Below are 18,562 nucleotides of genomic sequence, written 5' to 3' on the forward strand. Positions count from 1 at the left end.
ACACACCATTCAGCACGTCGGCCCGAAAACGATCAGTGCTGGCGGCGTACCGCCTCCGCGCCAGGGTTCCTCAGAGCCCCGGGTTGTGCCGGATCAGTGACTCCACGAGGCCCGACCGGGTAGCGGGAAAGTCCAGCGGGACGATGCCGAGACCGGTCCAGCCGGACGCCTCGGAGCCGTCGAGGAACGAGTGGACCTGGGGGTTGAGCCGGTCCGCGTTCCATCGCGGGGGCAGCAGGGCCGCGGTGCTGACGTAGTTCATGTACAGCTTCCCGGGTTGCCGGGCTGCCTTGCGGAACTGCGCTTCGACCTTGGGGTACTTGGCGAACGGCTCCGCCATGTAGTCGTCCTGGATGTCGAAGAGCGCGGGGTCGGCGTAGCGTACGCCGGGCAGTCCGCCATTGTCCGCGAGCAGTACGACCTTGCCGCGCGCCTGGCCCAGCGACGGGAGTGCCGGATCGATGCGGAACAGCGGTCGCCAGCCCCGTACGTCGAGGTAGTCGTCGAAAACGGCGCGGAACGTCGCGTCACTCTCCTCCGAGTACTCCTGCTTCACCCGCATCAGCACGGTCTCGGTGGGGTGCGCGGCCAGAAAGTCCCAGCAGGCGCCCAGGACATCGCCGAACATCATGTTCTGGTACGAGGCCCCGTGATGGATCGCGAACGAGCCGCCGGTGACCCGGCACCGCACGTCCAGAAAGCGGATGCCGCTGCTCAACTGATCAGCTATGAAAGTGTTCTGACACTCCGTCCAGGGGCCGCCGTAACGGGCGCCGGAGTCGTGCGAACCGGGAATCGTGAGGCGTTGCAGTGCGGTGGCGTCGGGGAGGGCACCCATCCATTCCTGAGTGGTGAGGGCCTGCCGGGTCCCGGCGCCGGCGGAGCCCGCGCCCAGGAGGACAGTGGCGGTTGCGGCGAGTGCGCCTGCGAGGAACGTGCGACGTGAACCGGCGTACGGACTGCTCATGCGGGGCGCCTCCGTCTGCGGTGGGGGAACGGCCCTCGGATTATGACGGGCGCACGTCAGACTCGGAACAGGGCGAACCACTATCGCGATCGCGGCCACCGGCCCCGTACGCGGGACGCGGGACGCGGCCGTACGGTCCACTCGGGCCAACGGCCCGGTGGGCGAGCGCGAAGCCGCAGGGTTCGCCCCGGCACAGCACGGCGAGCGCACCGATGCTGCCGCCTTCGTCCACCCAGCTCAGCGCGCGATGTCGCCCGATGGGCGGCAACTCCGAGGCGCGCTCGTGCACTTCCGCGCGGATGCGGCGGATCGCCTCGGCGGGATCGACCACCACACCGGCGGACGCCTCGGCCACCTCGTCAGCCTCCATGGACCGGTAGACGACCCGCTCGCACCGGACCTCCCATGCGTCTTGGGGGCGATGGGGTGTTCCGAGACATCCGCGTCATCCGCGTCATTCATGGTCGGCCTTCCGGTGCGGTGTCGCAGCCACCCCTTGCCCGTCACCGGCGTGACGAGCGCGGGCAAGGGGCAGCCCTTGTGGGGCTCCTCAACGGGCGCAGTACGTCGAGGAGTTGTGCCGCCGCAAACGGCTCGCCCGAGGCGCGCCCGGTGGACGGCACACGGCAAGCTAGCCCGTTGAGCGAGCCCGTATCAAGCGTTGCATCTCTAACGAGTGATGCATAGTTGCCTTGTAAGTGCTACGCCGTGACCGATTCAAGCCCGTACCGAAACGCTCCGGGCGGCCCCCACCTGCGCCGATGGGAACCGCCCGGAGTGCGAGAGAGCTAGTGCCGTGACCGGCAAGGTTTGCCCGGAAGGAGCGGCGTCCGGTGCATGCGATCGCAAGGCGGCCGAAAGCCCTCGTAGCGGGGCTACGTGGGCTTTCGGCCAACGCCGAAGGGGGTCCCCCCTGGCCCTTAAGGCCTTGGGGGAGTGCGTGCCGGACGATGCGACGGGGCAAACGTTGCCGGTCACGGCACTAGAGATCAGGCCAGATCGTCGAACTCCCCTTCCTTCGCGCCACCGAGAAAGGCGCGCAGCTTGGCCCGGGTCGTACGGATGACCACGTCCGGGTTGTCACTCTCACGCATGAGGATCTCCCCTCCGCACTCGGCGAGTTCCAGGCAGTTGTCGCCGTCCGCATCCGCCGACTTGGACGACTTCCGCCACTGAATTTCCATGGTTCTCACGCCTTCATACTTGTTCTGCGACCTCTTTGATGAAGTCTTTCGAACTCTGCGGGTCGAGCGAGCGCCCTTCCGTACGGTCGAGAACCGCCCGAAAGACCCGGAGCCGCGCCTCGCCGTCGACGAATCCGGAACCCAGCAGAGCGTCCGTCTGCACGGTGTCGAGCTGCGGAACCGGACCGTAGACATAGTGAGTCGAACTACCGGCGTTCGGGAAGCCGCCCGCCGCGAACGGGATCACTCGCACGGTGACATTGTCGCGCTCCGACTCCTTCAAGAGGTGTTCGAGCTGCCCGGCCGCCACCTTGCGCCCGCCGTACTGCATCCGCAGGGCCGCTTCGTGGATCAGGAACGTACAAGTGGGCGGATTCGGCCGGTCGAGGACGTCCCTGCGCCTCAACCGGTGCGAGAGCCTGCGTCGAAGGCTCGCAGGGTTCGGCGCGGGCAGGGCTTCGGCATAGACGGCGCGTGCATAGTCCTCGGTCTGAAGCAGGCCAGGCATATGCATGATCTGTACCGACCGGAACCCGACCGCGTGATGCTCAAGTTCCGCCAAATCGAGTGCGCTACCCGAAAGCTCGCCCCGGTAGTCCTCCCACCATCCCCTTATCCGCTCCTCGGCCATTTCGGCCAGCGCGTCGACATACACCGTGTCATGGCACGCGTAGTGGTCGGCCCAGGCGCGCACCCGCGCGCCACTCACCCCGAACCGGCCCGATTCGGTGTTGCTGATGGTGGTGCGATCCGTGCCCAGCAGAGCCGCCGCCTCGGTCGGTGTCAGACCGGCGTGCTCTCGCATCTTGCGCAGCTCCGCGCCCAGTCGACGCTGCCGCGCGGTAGGGGGCTTCCTCGGTGGCATCAACCTCTCCTCTTGTCGAATCCCAGTGTGGCCACATCCCTCAAAGGGGTCCACTTACAGCACTAGTTATTGGATGCCCAACAACAATTGATACATCCACGCTAGCGTGGCCACAGCACCCGCGCCGCACACCACCGCATCCGAAGTGCAGCCGCACGGAGGCATGTTGAACCACGCCTTCGTCACAGCCATCGCCACGGACAACGAGCAACGCACCCGTTCAGACCGCACCGCGTTGGGAGAACGACATGAGCACCGCCACCGCAACTCCTCCGCCGCCCGGCCCGCTCGACAGCGAGACCTACCGGCTCGCCCTGCCCAGTACCGCATGCGCCGCGAAGCTCGCGCGGGACTTCCTCGCGTCGCTGCTCACGCTCAGCAGTCACCGCGATCTCGTCGACGACGCGCGCTTGTGCGTCACCGAAGTGGTCACCAACGCGCATCGCCATACACAGACTTCTGTGATCGGCGTCGAGGCGGCTGTCCTGCGGACGCGGGTCACGGTCGCGGTCACGGAAGACGCCCATTGGGCGCTTCCGGCGCCGACGGACTTCCGCTTCGAACCAGAACGGGTCGGTGGCCAGGGGCTGTTGCTCGTGGAGCGGTTGGCCCTGGCCTGGGGCGCGACCATCCTCGGCGGCAACATTCCGTGCCGGAAGGCGGTCTGGTTCACGCTCGGGACAGCCGCCTGAGATCCAGGAAGGGTCCGCCGGCACGCTGACGGACCCACACTTCAGGAACGAAGCCGTCGAGCAGGCCAGGGCGTCGAACTCGCCTTCCTTCGCGCCGTCGAGGAAGGCACGCAGCCACGTTTCAGCGGGTGGAGGGGCAGGCGTCGCCGGCACGTCCGGACCGAGCGGAGGCGGCAGCGAAGCCGGGAACAATCCGGCGTGGCGCCGCGTTCCCTCGGGGTCCCTCCGCATCGCTACCCCAGGGAGCATCGTGCCCGAAACCGCGTCTGCCACCCCTGTCCTTCCCTCCTCGCTCCCCGCCCTGAGCACCCAGGCCGAGCGGCTGATCGAGCTGGGAGTGCACGAGATCGCCGGGCTGCCCGCCACCGAGCTTCGCAGCTTCGCCGAAGCCGCCGAGGACACCGCCGACTGCGACGCCGCCCTGCTCGCCGTTCACCCGGACCGGGCCCCTGCCTCCGTCCTCGCGCCGCTGCTGCGTCGCGACGGCAAGGCGGGATTCGTCGTTGTCGACATGCCCGATGTCGACCTCTTCGCTCCGCTCGACACGGTCCCGCTGCCCGACGCCCCGCTCTACCTCCTCACCGGCGTCGACCGCGGCGACCGGATGGCCGACTGGAGCCCGAACGAGGCACTGCCCGCCCTGACGGCCGAGGCCCGTACGCCGTTGCTGATCACCGAGGGCATCCACTGGGTGCTGCAACAACCCACCGCCCTGGAACGCAACCACTGCTTCATGACCATCGGTTCCAGGCTGCGCAAGGCCAACGGCACCCTGGACGCCCGCACGCCTGCGATCTGGATCAGCAACGGCACCGGCCGGGACGGTCGCGAGCGCCGCGACGCACCCAAGGTCGGCTGGTGCTGGGCGGGCAACCGGCACACCTGGCTGGGCTTCGCCTCCGCGACAGGCCGCCGGTCCCAGGGCTCGTAACGGGGAGCCCTTTGTAAGCACCTCTGGGCGGTGAAAAGCCGGTGCGGGGTGGTCACTCGGTCCAGACTGGGTCCCATGACCGTACCGGACCACGCCAAAAGCAACGAGAGCGACGAGAGCGCCAAGAGCGATCTCCGCTACTACCTCCAGACGGCCCGCGACGCCCTGCTGTGGAAGCTCGAAGGGCTCTCCGAGTACGACGTCCGCCGCCCGCGCACACCGACCGGCACCAACCTCCTGGGCCTGGTGAAGCATGTGGCCGGGGTGGAGCTGGGCTATCTCGGCGACACCTTCGGGCGGCCGTCCGGCATAGTGCTTGCCTGCCTCGAAGCGGATGCCGAGCCCAACGTGGACATGTGGGCCACGGCCGAGGAGTCGCGCGAACACATCGTGGGCCTCTACCGCCAGGCATGGGCGCACGCGGATGCGACGATCGACGCGTTGGCGCTGGACACGGTCGGCAGGGTGCCGTGGTGGCCCGACGGCCGGGACGAGGTGACGTTGCACCATGCCGTGGTACGCGTGATCGCGGACACCCACCGGCATGCCGGTCACGCCGACATCCTCCGCGAACTCACGGACGGCGCCGTCGGGATGGACAAGGACAACGGCAACATGCCGCCGGGCGACGCCCGGTGGTGGGAGGACCATCGGGACCGGTTGGAACGCGTGGCCCGGGAGGCCGGCCGGGACGCCTGACCGAGCCTGGGCAGGCGGTCAGGCCGTGGGACCGGACCTGAGCCTGCACTTTGGTCCGGGACAGGACCCGGGCCTGCACTTCGGTCCGGGACCGGACCCGAGCCTGCACTTCGGTCCTGGACCGGACCTGGGCCTGGGCTTTGGTCGGGCGTGGCCCCCAGCCCCAGCCCGGACCCGGCCCTGGTCGGCGAAGGCAGCTGCCGGATGCCGCGCACGGCAGCGGCAGCGGCCTCGCCATGGCTCAGCTCAGCCTGCGCGTGGCGTACGCCTCCATGGCGTCGCGCTGGTAGGCGGCCAGGCCCGGGGCGATCGCCTCGTACGCGGTGCGCCAGACCTCGTTGTCCACGCAGGCCCGCCCGATCGCCTGGAACTCGTCGGCGGACGCGGCACGCATCTCCGACAGGGTTCGGTACTGGGCATCGATCTCGTCCTGCGCGGGCTCGGCGTCGGCCGGAATCCCGGCGGCCATGAGTTCGGCCAGCCGGATCATCTGCTCCGTGCGCCGACGGTGCCCGGCCTCGGCTTCGGCCGGGCCCATCGTGGCGGCCCGTCGGCCGACCTCCTCGGCGAGCTCGGGGAAGTCGCGCATGTTCTCCTCGTACTGGGAGGGCTGCACACCCTCGAACAGGTTCTCCGGTCGGTTGATGGTGGTCACGGATCGGCCGTCCTTTCTGGACTCTTCCAGTTCGGCGATCGTGCGGGAGACGGTGGCGGCCAGCGCGTCGAGCCGGTCCCGCTCCGCGAGCAGCCGTCGGTGGTGGCCGCGCAGGGCTTCCACCTCGTCGACCCGTTCGGCCAGGATCCGGCCGATCTCGGGCAGCCCGACCCTCAGCGCCCGCAGCACGAGGATCTGCTGAAGTCGCAGGAGCTGCGGCTCCTCGTAGTAGCGGTGGCCGGACAGCGCGATCCGGGCGGGTGGCAGCAGGCCGATCTCGTCGTAGTGACGCAGGGTCCGCGCCGTCACTCCCGACATCCGAGCGACCTCCGCGATCGGCCATTCCATCGCTGTCTCCTTCACGAAGGCCCCCTCACGAACGCCTTACCGGGCCGGTCTCTCCGGCCCTGGTCAGGACGGTAGAAGCTGCCGCAGCGGCAACTTCAACCCCTGGCGCGCCCTCGCCGTTCTCCGCGCCCTCGCCCGCCGGGAACAGCAGGAATGGCAGAGACGGCAGAGACGGCAGAGACGGCAGGAACAGCGGAATCGGCGAGAACGGCAGGCACGACAGGAACGGCAAGGACGGCAAGGACGGCAAGGACGGCAAGGAACGACGAAGACGGCCGGGGCCTCGAGAGCGGCGAGGGGCGGCGGGCCCGTCCGGCCCGCCGCCCCGATTCGTCGTGCGCGGAAGTCGTCCTCCGCGTACGGGTGGTTTCCCCGTAGGAGAGTTACTGAATGACCGTGATCCGGTCCGCCGCCGGCGGGGCCAGCGGCGCGGCGGCCGAGGAGTGGGCCGCCAGGTAGGCGTTGAACACGTCCAGGTCGGAGGGGCCGACCAGCTTGTTCGTGCCCTGGCCGAGGGCCGCGAAGCCGTCGCCGCCGCCCGCCAGGAACTCGTTCATGGCGACGCGGTACGTCTTCGCCGGGTCGATCGCCTCACCGTTCAGCTTGATGGTGTCGGTGACCACGCGGGCCGCACCCGACTTCGTCATGTCGAGGGTGTACGTCAGCCCCTTGGAGATCTGGAGGATCTTCGGGCCGGCCTCGTTGGGACCGCTGACCTGCTGCTGGAGCGCGGTGATCAGCTGGGCGCCGGTCAGGTCGACGACGTTCATCATGTTGGTGAAGGGTTGCACGGTGAAGGCCTCGCCGTACGTCACCACGCCGTCGGTCTTGCCGTCGTCCGACGCGTACACCAGGTCCGCGCGGATGCCGCCCGGGTTCATCAGGGCCAGGACCGCCCCGCCCTTGTCCGCCGGGGCCAGGGCCTCCAGCTGGGCGTCCGCGATCAGGTCGCCGAGCGGCTTCTCGTACGCCGTGGAGCCGCGGCCGTCGATGTCGGCGCTGATGTAGCCCTGCGGACGGTTCGCGATCGGGGCCGCCAGGGCGTTCCAGCGCTCGATCAGGGCCGTCATGTCGTTGGCCCTGGGCTGGTCCCGGGTGACGATGTGGTTGACCGACCGCGGGTTCTGCGCGCCGGCCGACTTCACCGACGTACGGACGATGTCCTTGCTGCGGCGGTCGTACGTGAGGGTCGTGTCCGTGTACAGCTTGCCGAACGACGAGGCCGAGGTGACCATGCGCGGGTTGCCCGCCGGGTCGGGGATGGTGCAGACGTACGCCTGGTGGGTGTGGCCCGTGACCAGCGCGTCGACCTTGGGCGTGATGCCCTTGGCGATGTCGGTGATCGGACCGGAGATGCCGTCACCGGGGCCGGAGCTGTCGCAGTCGTAGTTGTACGAGGTGGAGGCGGGCTGCCCGCCCTCGTGGATCAGCGCGACGATGGACTTGACGCCCTGCCGATCCAGCTCCTTGGCGTACTTGTTGATGGTCTTGATCTCGTCGTGGAACTTCAGGCCCTTGACGCCGTTGGCCGTGACGATGTTCGGCGTACCCTCCAGGGTCACGCCGATGAAGCCGATCTTGACGCCGTTCTTCTTCCACACCGTGTACGGCTTGAGGATCGGGCGGCCGGTCTTCTCGTTCGTCACATTGGCGGCGAGGTACGGGAAGTCGGCACCCTTGAACTTCTTGCCCTTCTCGTAGCATCCCTCGACCGGGTGGCAGCCGCCGTTCTGAAGGCGGGCCAGCTCTGCCGCGCCCTCGTCGAACTCGTGGTTGCCGACGCTCGTGACGTCCAGATCCAGCTTGTTGAGCGCCTCGATGGTCGGCTCGTCGTGGAAGAGCCCCGACAGCAGCGGGCTCGCGCCGACCATGTCACCACCGGCGGCGGTGATCGAGTACGGGTGCCCCTTGCGCGCGGTGCGCAGCGAGGAGGCGAGGTACTCGATGCCACCGGCCGGGATCGGCTTGACCGTGCCATCGGCCTGCGTCTCATTGACCGTGCCCGCCGAGCCGGCCGGCGGCTCCAGGTTGCCGTGCAGGTCGTTGAAGGACAGCAGCTGCACGTCGACGGTGCGGGCGGGCTTGTGGTGGCCGTGACCGTGACCGTGGCCATGCCCCCGGTCGTGGGCACCGGCCGGCATCGCGGCGGCGAGCGCGCCGACCGTGGCGAGCCCGGCCGCGGTGGCGAGCACCCGCCGGGGCGCGCGGTTCTTCTGCGGTTTCGCTGACATCTGTCCCCTTGTGAGTTCAGCGGAGGTCAAAGAGCGTTGACGAGTCTGGAGACTTCGTGCGCAGCCTAGGGTCAACGCGCGTAGCGCGACAGATGTGCGCGGTTACGAACTGGTTGCCATGCGGTCGGAATCGCGACGGAGTTCCCACATCACCCGTACGGCTCACATAGAGGGGCAGAAACGTCACCGCACATGCGACCTCCGGAGACCTGTGCGGCCTGACAAAAAACCCATAGTCGTTTGCGCAACAGGCTGTTGCGCACATGCCCCGGGGCCACGTCATCACCCTCATGAGCTCCTGCGCGACCCGGAGCGCGACGACCAGACTCTCGGCATCCTCGTCGCGGAGAGCCGGGACGAGACGCCCGTGGAGTTCGCCCTCCAGCCGCAGAACCAGCCGCTCGCGGTGAGCACGTACGCGCCCCTGCCCCCGGGTGTACGGGAACTCATGCCCAGCTCGGAGGACCTGTCCCGGGTCACCCGCGAGGCGCTCCGTCGCGGAGGCGCAGGAGGCTGAGCCCCCCAGGGCGCCTGCGCCCCCGCGGAGACCGAGCCGCGAGGACGACTGGGCCACGAGGAGGCCGAGCCATATGTGGCTGCCCCCGGCCTCGGCCCATGGCACCACGGCCGCCCCCCGCTCCGTGCCGTTGCGGCTCTCCCGGTCCCGTGACACCCGCCAACCGCCGCCTCGCCCCCGTACGCTCGTACACATGACGACTGACGTACCTCTGCCCGCCCCCGGGCGGTCGATCCAGACGCTCGACGCCCTCTCCCCCGAACAGGCCCGGGCGGTGTCCGATCTGCTCGCCGAGGCGGCCCGCTCCGACGGCAGGCAGGCCGTGTCCGAGCAGGGGCGGCTGCAGCTGCGCGGCGGGCGGCGCGAGGGAGTGCGGCACCTGCTGCTCAGCAGCGGACCGACCCTGGTGGGGTACGCGCAGCTGGAGGACACCGACCCCGTAGAGGCACCGGCCGCCGAGCTGGTGGTCCACCCGGCGTACCGCGGGCAGGGGCACGGGCGAGCGCTCGGTGCTGCGCTGCTCGCCGTGACGGGCAAGCGGCTGCGCGTGTGGGCGCACGGCGGGAAGTCCGCCGCCCGGCATCTGGCCCAGGTCCTCGGCCTCTCCCTCTTCCGTGAACTGCGCCAGCTGCGCCGCCCGTTGACCCCGCCGGACATCCCGGATCCGGTGCTTCCGCCCGGTGTCACGATCCGCGCCTTCGTCCCCGGCGAGGACGACGCCGCCTGGCTCGCGGTGAACCGCGCGGCCTTCGCCCACCACCCCGAGCAGGGCTCGCTGACCCAGCGCGACCTGGACGACCGCAAGGCGGAGCCCTGGTTCGACCCGAAGGGCTTCTTCCTCGCCGAGCGCGGCGGCGAACTGATCGGCTTCCACTGGACGAAGGTGCACGCCGAGGAGCAGCTCGGCGAGGTGTACGTCCTCGGCATCCGGCCGGACGCGCAGGGCGGCGGGCTCGGCAAGGCGCTCACCGCGATCGGGCTGCGCCACCTCGCCGCGCAGGGGCTGCCGACCGCGATGCTCTACGTCGACGCGGACAACAAGGCCGCCCTGACCGTCTACGAGCGCATGGGCTTCGCGACGCACGAGGTGGACCTGATGTACCGCACGGAGACCTGAGCCGGCACAGGGCCCGCAGACCTGCGCGGGGCGCGCGGCGCGAGGGCCCGGGCCGCGGCGGGAACCGCCCGACGTGACCAGGGGCGGTGTCAGGCGGACACCGGAATCGGATGTCCGCTTGACACCGCCCCTCTCTTGCAACACCCTTTCACTACTTAATTAGTGAAAGGGGGGAAGCATGGCAGGACCCGCAGCGATCGAGTACCGCATCGACCGGCGCAGTGGCGTCGCCACGTACCTCCAGATCGTCCAGCAGACCAAACAGGCCCTCCGGCTCGGCCTGCTGGAGCCCGGCGACCGGCTGCCCGCCGCACGGGAGGTCGTGGAGGCCACCGCCATCAATCCGAACACCGTGCTCAAGGCATACCGGGAGCTGGAACGCGAGGGCCTGGTCGAGGGCCGGCGCGGGCTCGGCACCTTCGTCACGCGGACGCTCGGCGGCGCGGCGGCCGTCGACGACACCCCGCTGCGCTCCGAACTCGCCGACTGGACCCGGCGGGCCCGCGCGGCCGGCCTGGAGAAGGACGACGTGAGCGCGCTCTTCACCGCCGTACTGGACAGGACTTTCGAGGGGGATCAGCCCGGATGACCCGGATGACAGGAGCCACGAGCGCGGGGGGCGCGGGAGGCGCCGCGGCGGCAGGCGTCGCGATCGAGGCCGTCGGCCTCGGCATGCAGTACCGGAACAGGAGAGGCGGGGGCTGGGCGCTGCGCGACTGTTCGTTCCGGTTGCCCGCCGGGCGCGTGTGCGCCCTCGTCGGGCCCAACGGCGCCGGCAAGTCCACCCTGCTCGCCCTGGCCGCGGGGTTTCTGCGGCCCGCCGAAGGGGCGATACGGGTGCTGGGCGCGGCGCCCGGCCAGGCGCGGGCGCGGGTGGCGTTCGTGGCCCAGGACAAGCCGCTGTACCCGCAACTGACGGTCGCCGGGACGCTCTGGGCTGGCGCCGAGCTGAACCCGGACAGCTGGGACCAGGACACCGCCGAACGCGTCGCCGGGGACCTCCCGCGCGACGCGACGGTCCGTACCCTCTCCGGCGGTCAGCGCACCCGGCTCGCGCTGGCCCTCGCCCTCGGCAAGCGGCCCGAACTGCTCCTGCTGGACGAACCGATGGCGGATCTCGACCCGCTCGCCCGCCATCAGCTGATGGGCGCGCTGATGGCGGAGGCCGCCGAGCACTCCACCACCATCGTGATGTCCTCGCACATCCTCGGCGAGCTGGAGAACGCCTGCGACTACCTCCTGCTGGTCGACGGCGGCCGGGTCCGGCTGGGCGGCGAGACGGACGACCTCCTCACCGCGCACGCGCTGCTCACCGGCCCGGTGCGGGACACCGCGCCGCACACCGTCGTCGAGTCCCGCACGGCGGGGCGCGTGCAGACCACGCTGGTGCGCAGGCAGGGCCCGGTGGACACGGCCGTGTGGGAGGCGGCGGAGCCCTCGCTGGAGGAGCTGCTGCTGGCCCATCTGCGGTCGCCGGAGGCACCGGCCCTGCTCACACCGAGCGCCGAGGCCGGAACCGGGGCCGGGATCGATGCCCGCGAGGAGGTGACGGCATGAACGCGATCGGCGTCTCCCCCTCGCGGGGCACCACGCGCGCGGCTGCCGGTACCGCCTCGCGCGGCGGTGTGCGCGGGCAGATCCGTGTTCTCCTGCGCCAGCACCGGCGCGCTCTGTGGGCCTGCGGCGCGCTGCTGCTGCTCGGCATCTGCACCGTGGTCGTGCTGCGGATCTGGGTCACGGTCGCGGGCCGCGACGAGCTGTGCGCCGACGGCGACACGACCCCCTGCGGCGACGACGTCTATCAGCCCACCTACGCGCGCACGAGCGCCGAGACGTTCCTGGCGGACGGCGGCACCACCATGATGGTGCTCGCCGTGCTCGTCGGAGCCTTCGTGGCAGGCCCGCTGATCGCCCGGGAGCTGGAGAGCGGGACGTTCCGTATGGCCTGGACCCAGTCCAGCGCCCCCGCGCAGTGGCTGGCGGCGCGGCTCGCGGTGCCCGCCGCCCTGATGGCCTGCGGAGCCGTCGGCCTGATCCTGGTCTACCACTGGGGCCGTTCCCATCTGATGAACAGCCCGTACGTCTACGGGCTCGGCTGGTACCAGCAGGGCGTGTACCCGGTCATGGGGCCGGTGTCCGTCGGGTACGTACTGCTGGCGGTCGCCGTGGGCGCGCTCATCGCCCTGCTCGTGCGTCGCACCGTCGTCTCCATCGCCGTGTCCGTCCTCGTCCTGGGCCTCGTGATGAAGATCCAGCAGCGGGTACGCGAGGACTTCTGGCCGACGGCCCGGGTCCTCGACGGCCGCCGGCCGAAGGGCGATGTCTGGTGGGTCGACTCGGGCATGCTCACGGCCACGGGCAAGGAGGTGCACTGGAGGGACTGCCCCGACGCCTACACGGCGGCCGATCCCGACGCCTGCATGCGCGAGCTCGGCGGTGTCACCGAATTCGCCGACTACCACCCCGCCTCGCACTTCTGGCCGCTCCAGCTCGTCGAGACCGGCATCCTGCTCGCCCTGGCCGCGCTCGCCGTCCTCCTCGCGTTCCGGGTGCTGCGGCGTCAGCACAGCTGAAGCTCCGGCCAAGGACCGTCCCGGCCCCCTTTCCGAGGGGGCCGGGACGGTCCGCGCACGGCACACCGCTTCCTGCACGTCATGTCGCCGTTACCAGCCATTCAGAAGGGCTTGCCACCCTCTCAGAATGCAGCCAGCTGTGCCGACGCCTCACGACGGGAGACATCCCGGCGGAGACCAGGCGAACCACGCGAACCGCACGAACCTCACGGGCCTCGGAAACCGTACGGTCCCCGAAGCGCGCGCCGGGCGCCCCGGGCGCGCGAACTCCGCCGCCCCCATGAGCCGTACGAACCGCACGAGCCGCACGGACGGCGCTCCGGTCCACACGGACGGCGCTCCGGACCGTACGGACCGCGCGTTTCCCGCGGTCTTCACGTCCTCCGGCGCGCCCTCGAAGCCCCGGGCGCGGAAGAATGGGTTTATGAGCCAGCAGCCCAGCTCCGAGGTCCCGGTCCGGTCCACCACGCAGCCGTCGGTCGGCTCGCTCGCCGCGCACCGGCCGCACGCCGTTGCCGCTTCCTCACGCGACGGGGCCGCCCTGTCCACCGCCGCCGACCTCGATCCCGACATCGACGGCGACGTCGACGCGTACGAGCCCGACATCGACGGCGACGAGCTGCCGCACGACCGGTTCCTGGACCGGGAACGCAGCTGGCTCGCGTTCAACGAACGGGTGCTCGAACTGGCCGAGGACCCGGCGACCCCCCTCCTCGAACGGGCTAATTTCCTCGCCATCTTCGCCTCGAACCTGGACGAGTTCTTCATGGTCCGGGTGGCCGGGCTCAAGCGCCGCATCGCCACCGGTGTCGCCACCCGTTCCGCCTCCGGGCTCCAGCCCCGCGAGGTCCTGGACCTGATCTGGACCCGCTCGCGCGAACTCATGGCCCGGCACGCCGCCTGCTACCAGCAGGACGTGGCCCCCGCCCTGTCCGACGAGGGCATCCAGCTGATCCGCTGGCCCGATCTGACCGAGAAGGAGCAGGCCCGCCTGTTCACCTTCTTCCGGCAGCGCGTGTTCCCGGTGCTGACGCCGCTGGCCGTCGACCCGGCGCACCCCTTCCCGTACATCTCCGGTCTCTCGCTCAACCTGGCCGTCGTCGTGCGCAACCCGGTCAGCGGGCACCGCCACTTCGCCCGGGTCAAGGTGCCGCCGCTGCTGACCCGCTTCCTGGAGGCGTCGCCGCAGCGGTACGTGCCCATAGAGGACGTCATCGCCGCCCACCTCGAAGAGCTCTTCCCGGGCATGGAGGTCCTCGCCCACCACATGTTCCGGGTCACCCGGAACGAGGACCTGGAGGTCGAGGAGGACGACGCCGAGAACCTCCTCAAGGCCCTGGAGAAGGAGCTCATGCGGCGCCGCTTCGGCCCGCCGGTGCGCCTGGAGGTCGAGGAGTCCATCGACCCGTACGTGCTGGACCTGCTGGTGCGCGAGCTGAAGGTGTCCGACTCCGAGGTCTACCCGCTGCCCGGGCCGCTCGACCTGACCGGGCTGTTCGGCATCGCGTCGCTGGACCGGCCCGAGCTGAAGTACCCCAAGTTCATCGCGGGAACCCACCGCGACCTGGCGGAGGTCGAGTCCGCCTCCGCGCCCGACATCTTCGCCGCGCTGCGCGAACGCGACGTGCTGCTTCACCACCCGTACGACTCGTTCTCCACCTCCGTCCAGGCGTTCCTGGAGCAGGCCGCCGCGGACCCCGACGTCCTCGCCATCAAGCAGACCCTGTACCGGACCTCGGGCGAATCACCGATAGTCGAAGCCCTGATCGACGCCGCCGAGTCCGGCAAGCAGGTCCTCGTCCTCGTCGAGATCAAGGCCCGCTTCGACGAGCAGGCCAACATCAAGTGGGCGCGCAAGCTGGAGGAGGCCGGCTGCCACGTCGTCTACGGGCTCGTCGGCCTCAAGACCCACTGCAAGCTCTCGCTCGTCGTCCGCCAGGAGGGCGACACGCTGCGCCGCTACGCGCACGTCGGCACCGGCAACTACCACCCCAAGACCGCCCGGCTGTACGAGGACCTCGGCCTGCTGACCTCGGACCCGCAGGTCGGGGCGGACCTCTCCGACCTCTTCAACCGGCTCTCCGGCTACTCCCGCCGCGAGACCTACCGCCGCCTCCTGGTCGCCCCGCGCTCGCTGCGCGACGGGCTGATCGCCCGGATCGACAAGGAGATCACCCACCAGCGGGCCGGGCGGACCGCCTACGTGCGCATCAAGGTCAACTCCATGGTCGACGAGGCGGTCATCGACGCCTGCTACCGGGCGGCGATGGCCGGGGTCCCGGTGGACATCTGGGTACGCGGCATCTGCGCGATACGCCCCGGCGTCCCCGGCCTCTCCGAGAACATCCGGGTCCGCTCGGTCCTGGGACGCTTCCTGGAGCACTCCCGGATCTTCGCGTTCGGCAACGGCGACGAACCCGAGGTGTGGTTCGGCAGCGCCGACATGATGCACCGCAACCTCGACCGCCGGATCGAAGCACTGGTCCGGGTCGCCGACCCCGCCCACCGCGCCGCACTCAACCGGCTCCTGGAGACCGGCATGGCCGACACCACCTCCTCCTGGCACCTCGGTCCCGACGGGAACTGGACCCGCCATTCCACGGACACGGACGGCCAGCCACTGCGGCACGTACAGGAAATGCTCATTGACGCCCGGAGGCGCCGGCGTGCGACGCCATGACCACCAGACGACGACGCAGGCGGACCTTACGGCGGGCGCGGTGCTCGCGCCCTACCTTCAGGAACGGGCCGCCGAATTCCTCCGCAGCCTGCGCCTGCACCGCGAGCACAGCGCATCCTCGGATGCCGGGACCCGATCCGCCGAGGAGGCCGCCGCTGCGCTGCGCCGCTCCTCGCGCCGGATCGGCGGCACCCTGCACACCTTCCGGGCAGTGCTGGACCCGGCCTGGGCCGAGCATCTGCGCGCCGAACTGGCCTGGCTGTCGGGCACCCTGGCCCGGGAACACGCCTACGCGACCCGGCTGAACCGGCTCCTCGAAGCGCTGCACCACGTGTCCGGCGGACCACTGCCCGCCGCCCGCAAGGCAACGGGGGCCGGACCCCACGGACCCGACGACAAGGACCGTGCCGCCCTCGGCGTCGGCGCGGCCCGCGCCGGGGCCCTGCTGGAGCGCCAGCTGACCCTCGCCCGGACCCGCGCCCACTCCGCCGCGCTCCAGGCACTCGGCTCCTCCCGCTTCCACGCGGTGGCCGACGCCGTGGCGCTGCTCGCCTCCGAGGTCCCGCTCGCCGCGTCGGCCGCCGCACCGGCCCACGAGATGCTGCACGGCCCCGCCGAGCGGGCCGAGCAGCAGCTGCTGGGCGTGGTGGCCGCGCTGCCGCCGGACGGGGCAACCGAGCCGTACAACGAGGCGCTGGACGCGCCCTGGCACCGGACCCGGCTGCTGCTGCGGCTGCACCGGTACGCCCACGAGGTGGTCCGCGGCGCCCCGGACCCGGTCCTGACCGCGGCGGGGCGCGCCCTCGACCTGCACCGGGATGCGGCGGAGGCCGCCGCGGCGGCGGCATCGGCGGCCCGCACCCCCCGGATCGCGCCCGCGACCGCGTACGCCCTCGGGGTGCTGCACGCGGACCAGCGGCACGAGGCGGGGGCGGCGCGCGGGATGTTCCGGGCGAGCTGGCCGTACACCTCGGCGGCGGTGACCACGCCATGAGCAGGCCGCCCGCGCCCGGTTCCGACGCCGCGTCCGCCGGAAGGCCCGCCGCCCGTGCCGCAGGAACCGACGCCGCCGCCCGGGCCGGAAGGCCGGCGGGCAAACCCTCCGCGAACGGACCGGTCCTGGCAGCCGGATGCGTGCTGTGGCGGCGTTCGGAACGCACCGGCGGCATGGAGATCTGCCTGGTGCACCGGCCCCGTTACGACGACTGGTCGCACCCCAAGGGCAAGTTGAAGCGCGGCGAGTCGGCCCGGGACGCCGCCCGCCGTGAGGTCCTGGAGGAGACCGGACACCACTGCGCGCTGGGGACCGTGCTCCCCACGGTGCGGTACGCCGTGAACGGGCGGCCCAAGGAGGTCGCCTACTGGGCGGCCGAGGCCACTGGCGGCACGTTCGTGCCGGGATCCGAGGTCGACCGGCTGGCCTGGCTCGCCCCGGCGGACGCCCGGGCTCGTCTCACACAGGACCACGACCGGGACCTGCTCGACGTCTGGCTCGCCGGGCTGCGGGCCGTCTGACCTCCCCGCCCGGCCCGTCGGCCGTCTGACCTCCCGGCCCGGCCCGTCGGCCGGTGTCCGGCAGCACCGGCCCGCCCGTCGGCCGTCCGACACTCCCGTACCGGCCTCGTGGCCCGTGCCCGTGCCCGCGCCACCGCCGTTCCCGGACCGCGCCCCGGTCCGGGACCGGAACCGCCCCCGGACCGGACCGGGCGACCGGTGGCGAGAACCGCACCGTCCAGCACGGTTCACCTCCCGTTCACCCGCCCCCGTAAACCGCTTCACCTGTTCTGCCTAACTTCGGCGGTGCACGGTGCACGGCGAAAAGCCGCAGCACCCACCACATCGCGCGCCGTCGTAGAAGAAAAAAGGCATCGGCGGCTCCTGGAAGGAACACCCGAAAAGTGAAGCTTCAGCGCAAGAACCGGCTTCGTGCCACCGCGCTCGGTGCCCTCGCCGTCTCCGGCGCCCTGGTCCTCACGGCGTGCGGTTCGGACGACAACAGCAACGGGTCCGCCGGCGGCAACGGCGGCAAGACGAGCGCCGCGTCGGACATCAAGTGCGACGACGCCAAGGGCCAGCTGCTCGCCTCCGGCTCCAGCGCGCAGAAGAACGCCATGGACCTCTGGGCCAAGAACTACATGGCCGGGTGCTCGGGCGTCGAGATCAACTACAAGTCGTCCTCCTCCGGTGAAGGCATCATCGCCTTCAACCAGGGCACGGTCGGCTTCGCCGGTTCCGACTCCGCGCTGAAGCCCGAAGAGGTCGCCGACTCGAAGAAGATCTGCAAGGGCGGCCAGGGCATCAACCTCCCGATGGTCGGCGGCCCGATCGCCATCGGTTACCACCTGGAGGGCGTCGACAACCTGACGCTGGACGCCCCCACCCTCGCCAAGATCTTCGACACGAAGATCAAGAAGTGGAACGACCCGGCGATCGCCAAGCTCAACAGCGGCGTCCAGCTCCCGGACAAGGCGATCCAGCCCTTCCACCGCTCCGAGGACTCCGGCACCACGCAGAACCTCGGCAAGTACCTGAACGCCGCCGCGCCGAGCGACTGGAAGTACGAGGCCGAGAAGAAGTGGCCGGCCCCCGGTGGCCAGGCCGCGTCCGGCTCCTCCGGTGTCGCCTCCCAGGTGAAGGCCGTCGACGGCTCGATCGGCTACTTCGAGCTCAGCTACGCCACCGCGCAGTCGATCCCCACCGTCGACATCGCCACCGGTGCCGCCACCCCGGTCAAGGCCACCCCGGAGAACGCCTCCAAGGCCATCGCCGCCGCCAAGATCAAGGGCACCGGCAAGGACCTGGCCCTCGACCTCGACTACGCGACCAAGGCCGACGGCGCCTACCCGATCGTCCTGGTGACCTACGAGGTCGTCTGCGACAAGGGCAACAAGTCCGAGACCCTGCCGACGGTCAAGTCCTTCCTGAACTACACCGCCGGTGACGAGGGCCAGAAGCTCCTCACCGACGCCGGCTACGCGCCGATCCCGGCCGAGATCAACGCCAAGGTCCGCGAGACCATCGCCTCCCTCTCGTAACCCGGAAGCGCGACGAGCAGTACCACGCGTCGCGCGACACCACAACACCAGAGCAACACCAGCAACAC

18 protein-coding genes are annotated in these 18,562 nt (G+C 70.6%); 12 read left to right on the forward strand and 6 right to left on the reverse strand.

What is annotated here, in order from left to right:
- Window positions 1-70 precede the first annotated feature (70 nt).
- From ACFYY6_RS26530 to ACFYY6_RS26545, 4 genes are all read right to left on the reverse strand, one after another.
- On the reverse strand, window positions 71-967 hold the full coding sequence (locus ACFYY6_RS26530) for a phosphatidylinositol-specific phospholipase C (RefSeq protein WP_351526065.1): 897 nt from the start codon (window positions 965-967) through the stop codon (window positions 71-73).
- Window positions 968-1,007: 40 nt separating this feature from the next.
- Complete coding sequence (locus ACFYY6_RS26535) at window positions 1,008-1,337, reverse strand: hypothetical protein (RefSeq protein WP_351526066.1); 330 nt, start codon at window positions 1,335-1,337, stop codon at window positions 1,008-1,010.
- Window positions 1,338-1,956: 619 nt separating this feature from the next.
- A complete protein-coding gene (locus ACFYY6_RS26540) occupies window positions 1,957-2,151 on the reverse strand; it encodes a DUF397 domain-containing protein (RefSeq protein WP_351525878.1) in 195 nt (64 codons plus the stop codon).
- A gap of 13 nt (window positions 2,152-2,164) precedes the next feature.
- Window positions 2,165-3,016: a helix-turn-helix transcriptional regulator gene (locus tag ACFYY6_RS26545; RefSeq protein ID WP_351525880.1), complete on the reverse strand. Its 852-nt coding sequence runs from the start codon at window positions 3,014-3,016 to the stop codon at window positions 2,165-2,167.
- 248 nt (window positions 3,017-3,264) lie between these two features.
- On the opposite strand from ACFYY6_RS26545, the gene ACFYY6_RS26550 reads away from it, so the two are divergent.
- The 3 genes from ACFYY6_RS26550 to ACFYY6_RS26560 all read left to right on the forward strand — a co-directional run bounded on the left by ACFYY6_RS26550 (window position 3,265) and on the right by ACFYY6_RS26560 (window position 5,338).
- Entirely contained in the window at window positions 3,265-3,708 is a 444-nt protein-coding gene (locus ACFYY6_RS26550) for an ATP-binding protein (RefSeq protein WP_351628345.1), read from the forward strand.
- Window positions 3,709-3,958: 250 nt separating this feature from the next.
- On the forward strand, window positions 3,959-4,639 hold the full coding sequence (locus ACFYY6_RS26555; RefSeq protein WP_389195475.1) for a DUF5701 family protein: 681 nt from the start codon (window positions 3,959-3,961) through the stop codon (window positions 4,637-4,639).
- Window positions 4,640-4,714: 75 nt separating this feature from the next.
- Window positions 4,715-5,338: a DinB family protein gene (locus ACFYY6_RS26560; protein WP_386608885.1), complete on the forward strand. Its 624-nt coding sequence runs from the start codon at window positions 4,715-4,717 to the stop codon at window positions 5,336-5,338.
- A 241-nt stretch (window positions 5,339-5,579) separates the two neighbouring features.
- Here ACFYY6_RS26560 and ACFYY6_RS26565 read toward each other — a convergent pair whose 3' ends face one another.
- Both ACFYY6_RS26565 and ACFYY6_RS26570 read right to left on the reverse strand, forming a co-directional pair.
- Complete coding sequence (locus ACFYY6_RS26565) at window positions 5,580-6,341, reverse strand: MerR family transcriptional regulator (RefSeq protein WP_389195479.1); 762 nt, start codon at window positions 6,339-6,341, stop codon at window positions 5,580-5,582.
- 383 nt (window positions 6,342-6,724) lie between these two features.
- Window positions 6,725-8,572 (reverse strand): bifunctional metallophosphatase/5'-nucleotidase, encoded by a 1,848-nt coding sequence (locus tag ACFYY6_RS26570; protein WP_389195482.1) that lies wholly within the window; start codon window positions 8,570-8,572, stop codon window positions 6,725-6,727.
- A 367-nt stretch (window positions 8,573-8,939) separates the two neighbouring features.
- Between ACFYY6_RS26570 and ACFYY6_RS26575 the strand changes: the two genes are divergently transcribed.
- From ACFYY6_RS26575 to pstS, 9 genes are all read left to right on the forward strand, one after another.
- Complete coding sequence (locus tag ACFYY6_RS26575) at window positions 8,940-9,089, forward strand: hypothetical protein (protein WP_351628332.1); 150 nt, start codon at window positions 8,940-8,942, stop codon at window positions 9,087-9,089.
- A gap of 193 nt (window positions 9,090-9,282) precedes the next feature.
- Window positions 9,283-10,206 carry a mycothiol synthase gene (mshD, locus tag ACFYY6_RS26580; protein ID WP_351628329.1) on the forward strand — a complete coding sequence of 308 codons (924 nt, stop codon included), beginning with the start codon at window positions 9,283-9,285 and terminating at the stop codon, window positions 10,204-10,206.
- A gap of 178 nt (window positions 10,207-10,384) precedes the next feature.
- Complete coding sequence (locus tag ACFYY6_RS26585) at window positions 10,385-10,795, forward strand: GntR family transcriptional regulator (RefSeq protein WP_351524645.1); 411 nt, start codon at window positions 10,385-10,387, stop codon at window positions 10,793-10,795.
- Window positions 10,792-11,763, forward strand: coding sequence for an ABC transporter ATP-binding protein (locus tag ACFYY6_RS26590; protein ID WP_388650733.1), 972 nt, complete (start codon window positions 10,792-10,794; stop codon window positions 11,761-11,763). The genes ACFYY6_RS26585 and ACFYY6_RS26590 overlap by 4 nt, the downstream gene beginning before the upstream one ends.
- Complete coding sequence (locus ACFYY6_RS26595; protein WP_389195485.1) at window positions 11,760-12,779, forward strand: ABC transporter permease; 1,020 nt, start codon at window positions 11,760-11,762, stop codon at window positions 12,777-12,779. Before ACFYY6_RS26590 ends, ACFYY6_RS26595 begins: the two co-directional genes overlap by 4 nt.
- Window positions 12,780-13,203: 424 nt before the next feature.
- Window positions 13,204-15,459, forward strand: coding sequence for an RNA degradosome polyphosphate kinase (locus ACFYY6_RS26600; RefSeq protein WP_351524647.1), 2,256 nt, complete (start codon window positions 13,204-13,206; stop codon window positions 15,457-15,459).
- Window positions 15,446-16,453, forward strand: a complete 1,008-nt coding sequence (locus ACFYY6_RS26605) for a CHAD domain-containing protein (protein WP_351524648.1) — start codon at window positions 15,446-15,448, stop codon at window positions 16,451-16,453. Before ACFYY6_RS26600 ends, ACFYY6_RS26605 begins: the two co-directional genes overlap by 14 nt.
- The gene (locus ACFYY6_RS26610) at window positions 16,450-16,974 is read left to right on the forward strand and encodes an NUDIX hydrolase (RefSeq protein WP_386608879.1); all 525 of its coding nucleotides are present in this window, start codon (window positions 16,450-16,452) and stop codon (window positions 16,972-16,974) included. The genes ACFYY6_RS26605 and ACFYY6_RS26610 overlap by 4 nt, the downstream gene beginning before the upstream one ends.
- A 383-nt stretch (window positions 16,975-17,357) precedes the next feature.
- Window positions 17,358-18,494 (forward strand): phosphate ABC transporter substrate-binding protein PstS, encoded by a 1,137-nt coding sequence (pstS, locus tag ACFYY6_RS26615; protein WP_351524649.1) that lies wholly within the window; start codon window positions 17,358-17,360, stop codon window positions 18,492-18,494.
- The last annotated feature ends 68 nt before the right edge of the window (window positions 18,495-18,562 follow it).

This window comes from Streptomyces sp. NPDC001750 (assembly GCF_042892615.1).
In the GTDB taxonomy this organism is placed as follows: Bacteria; Actinomycetota; Actinomycetes; order Streptomycetales; family Streptomycetaceae; genus Streptomyces.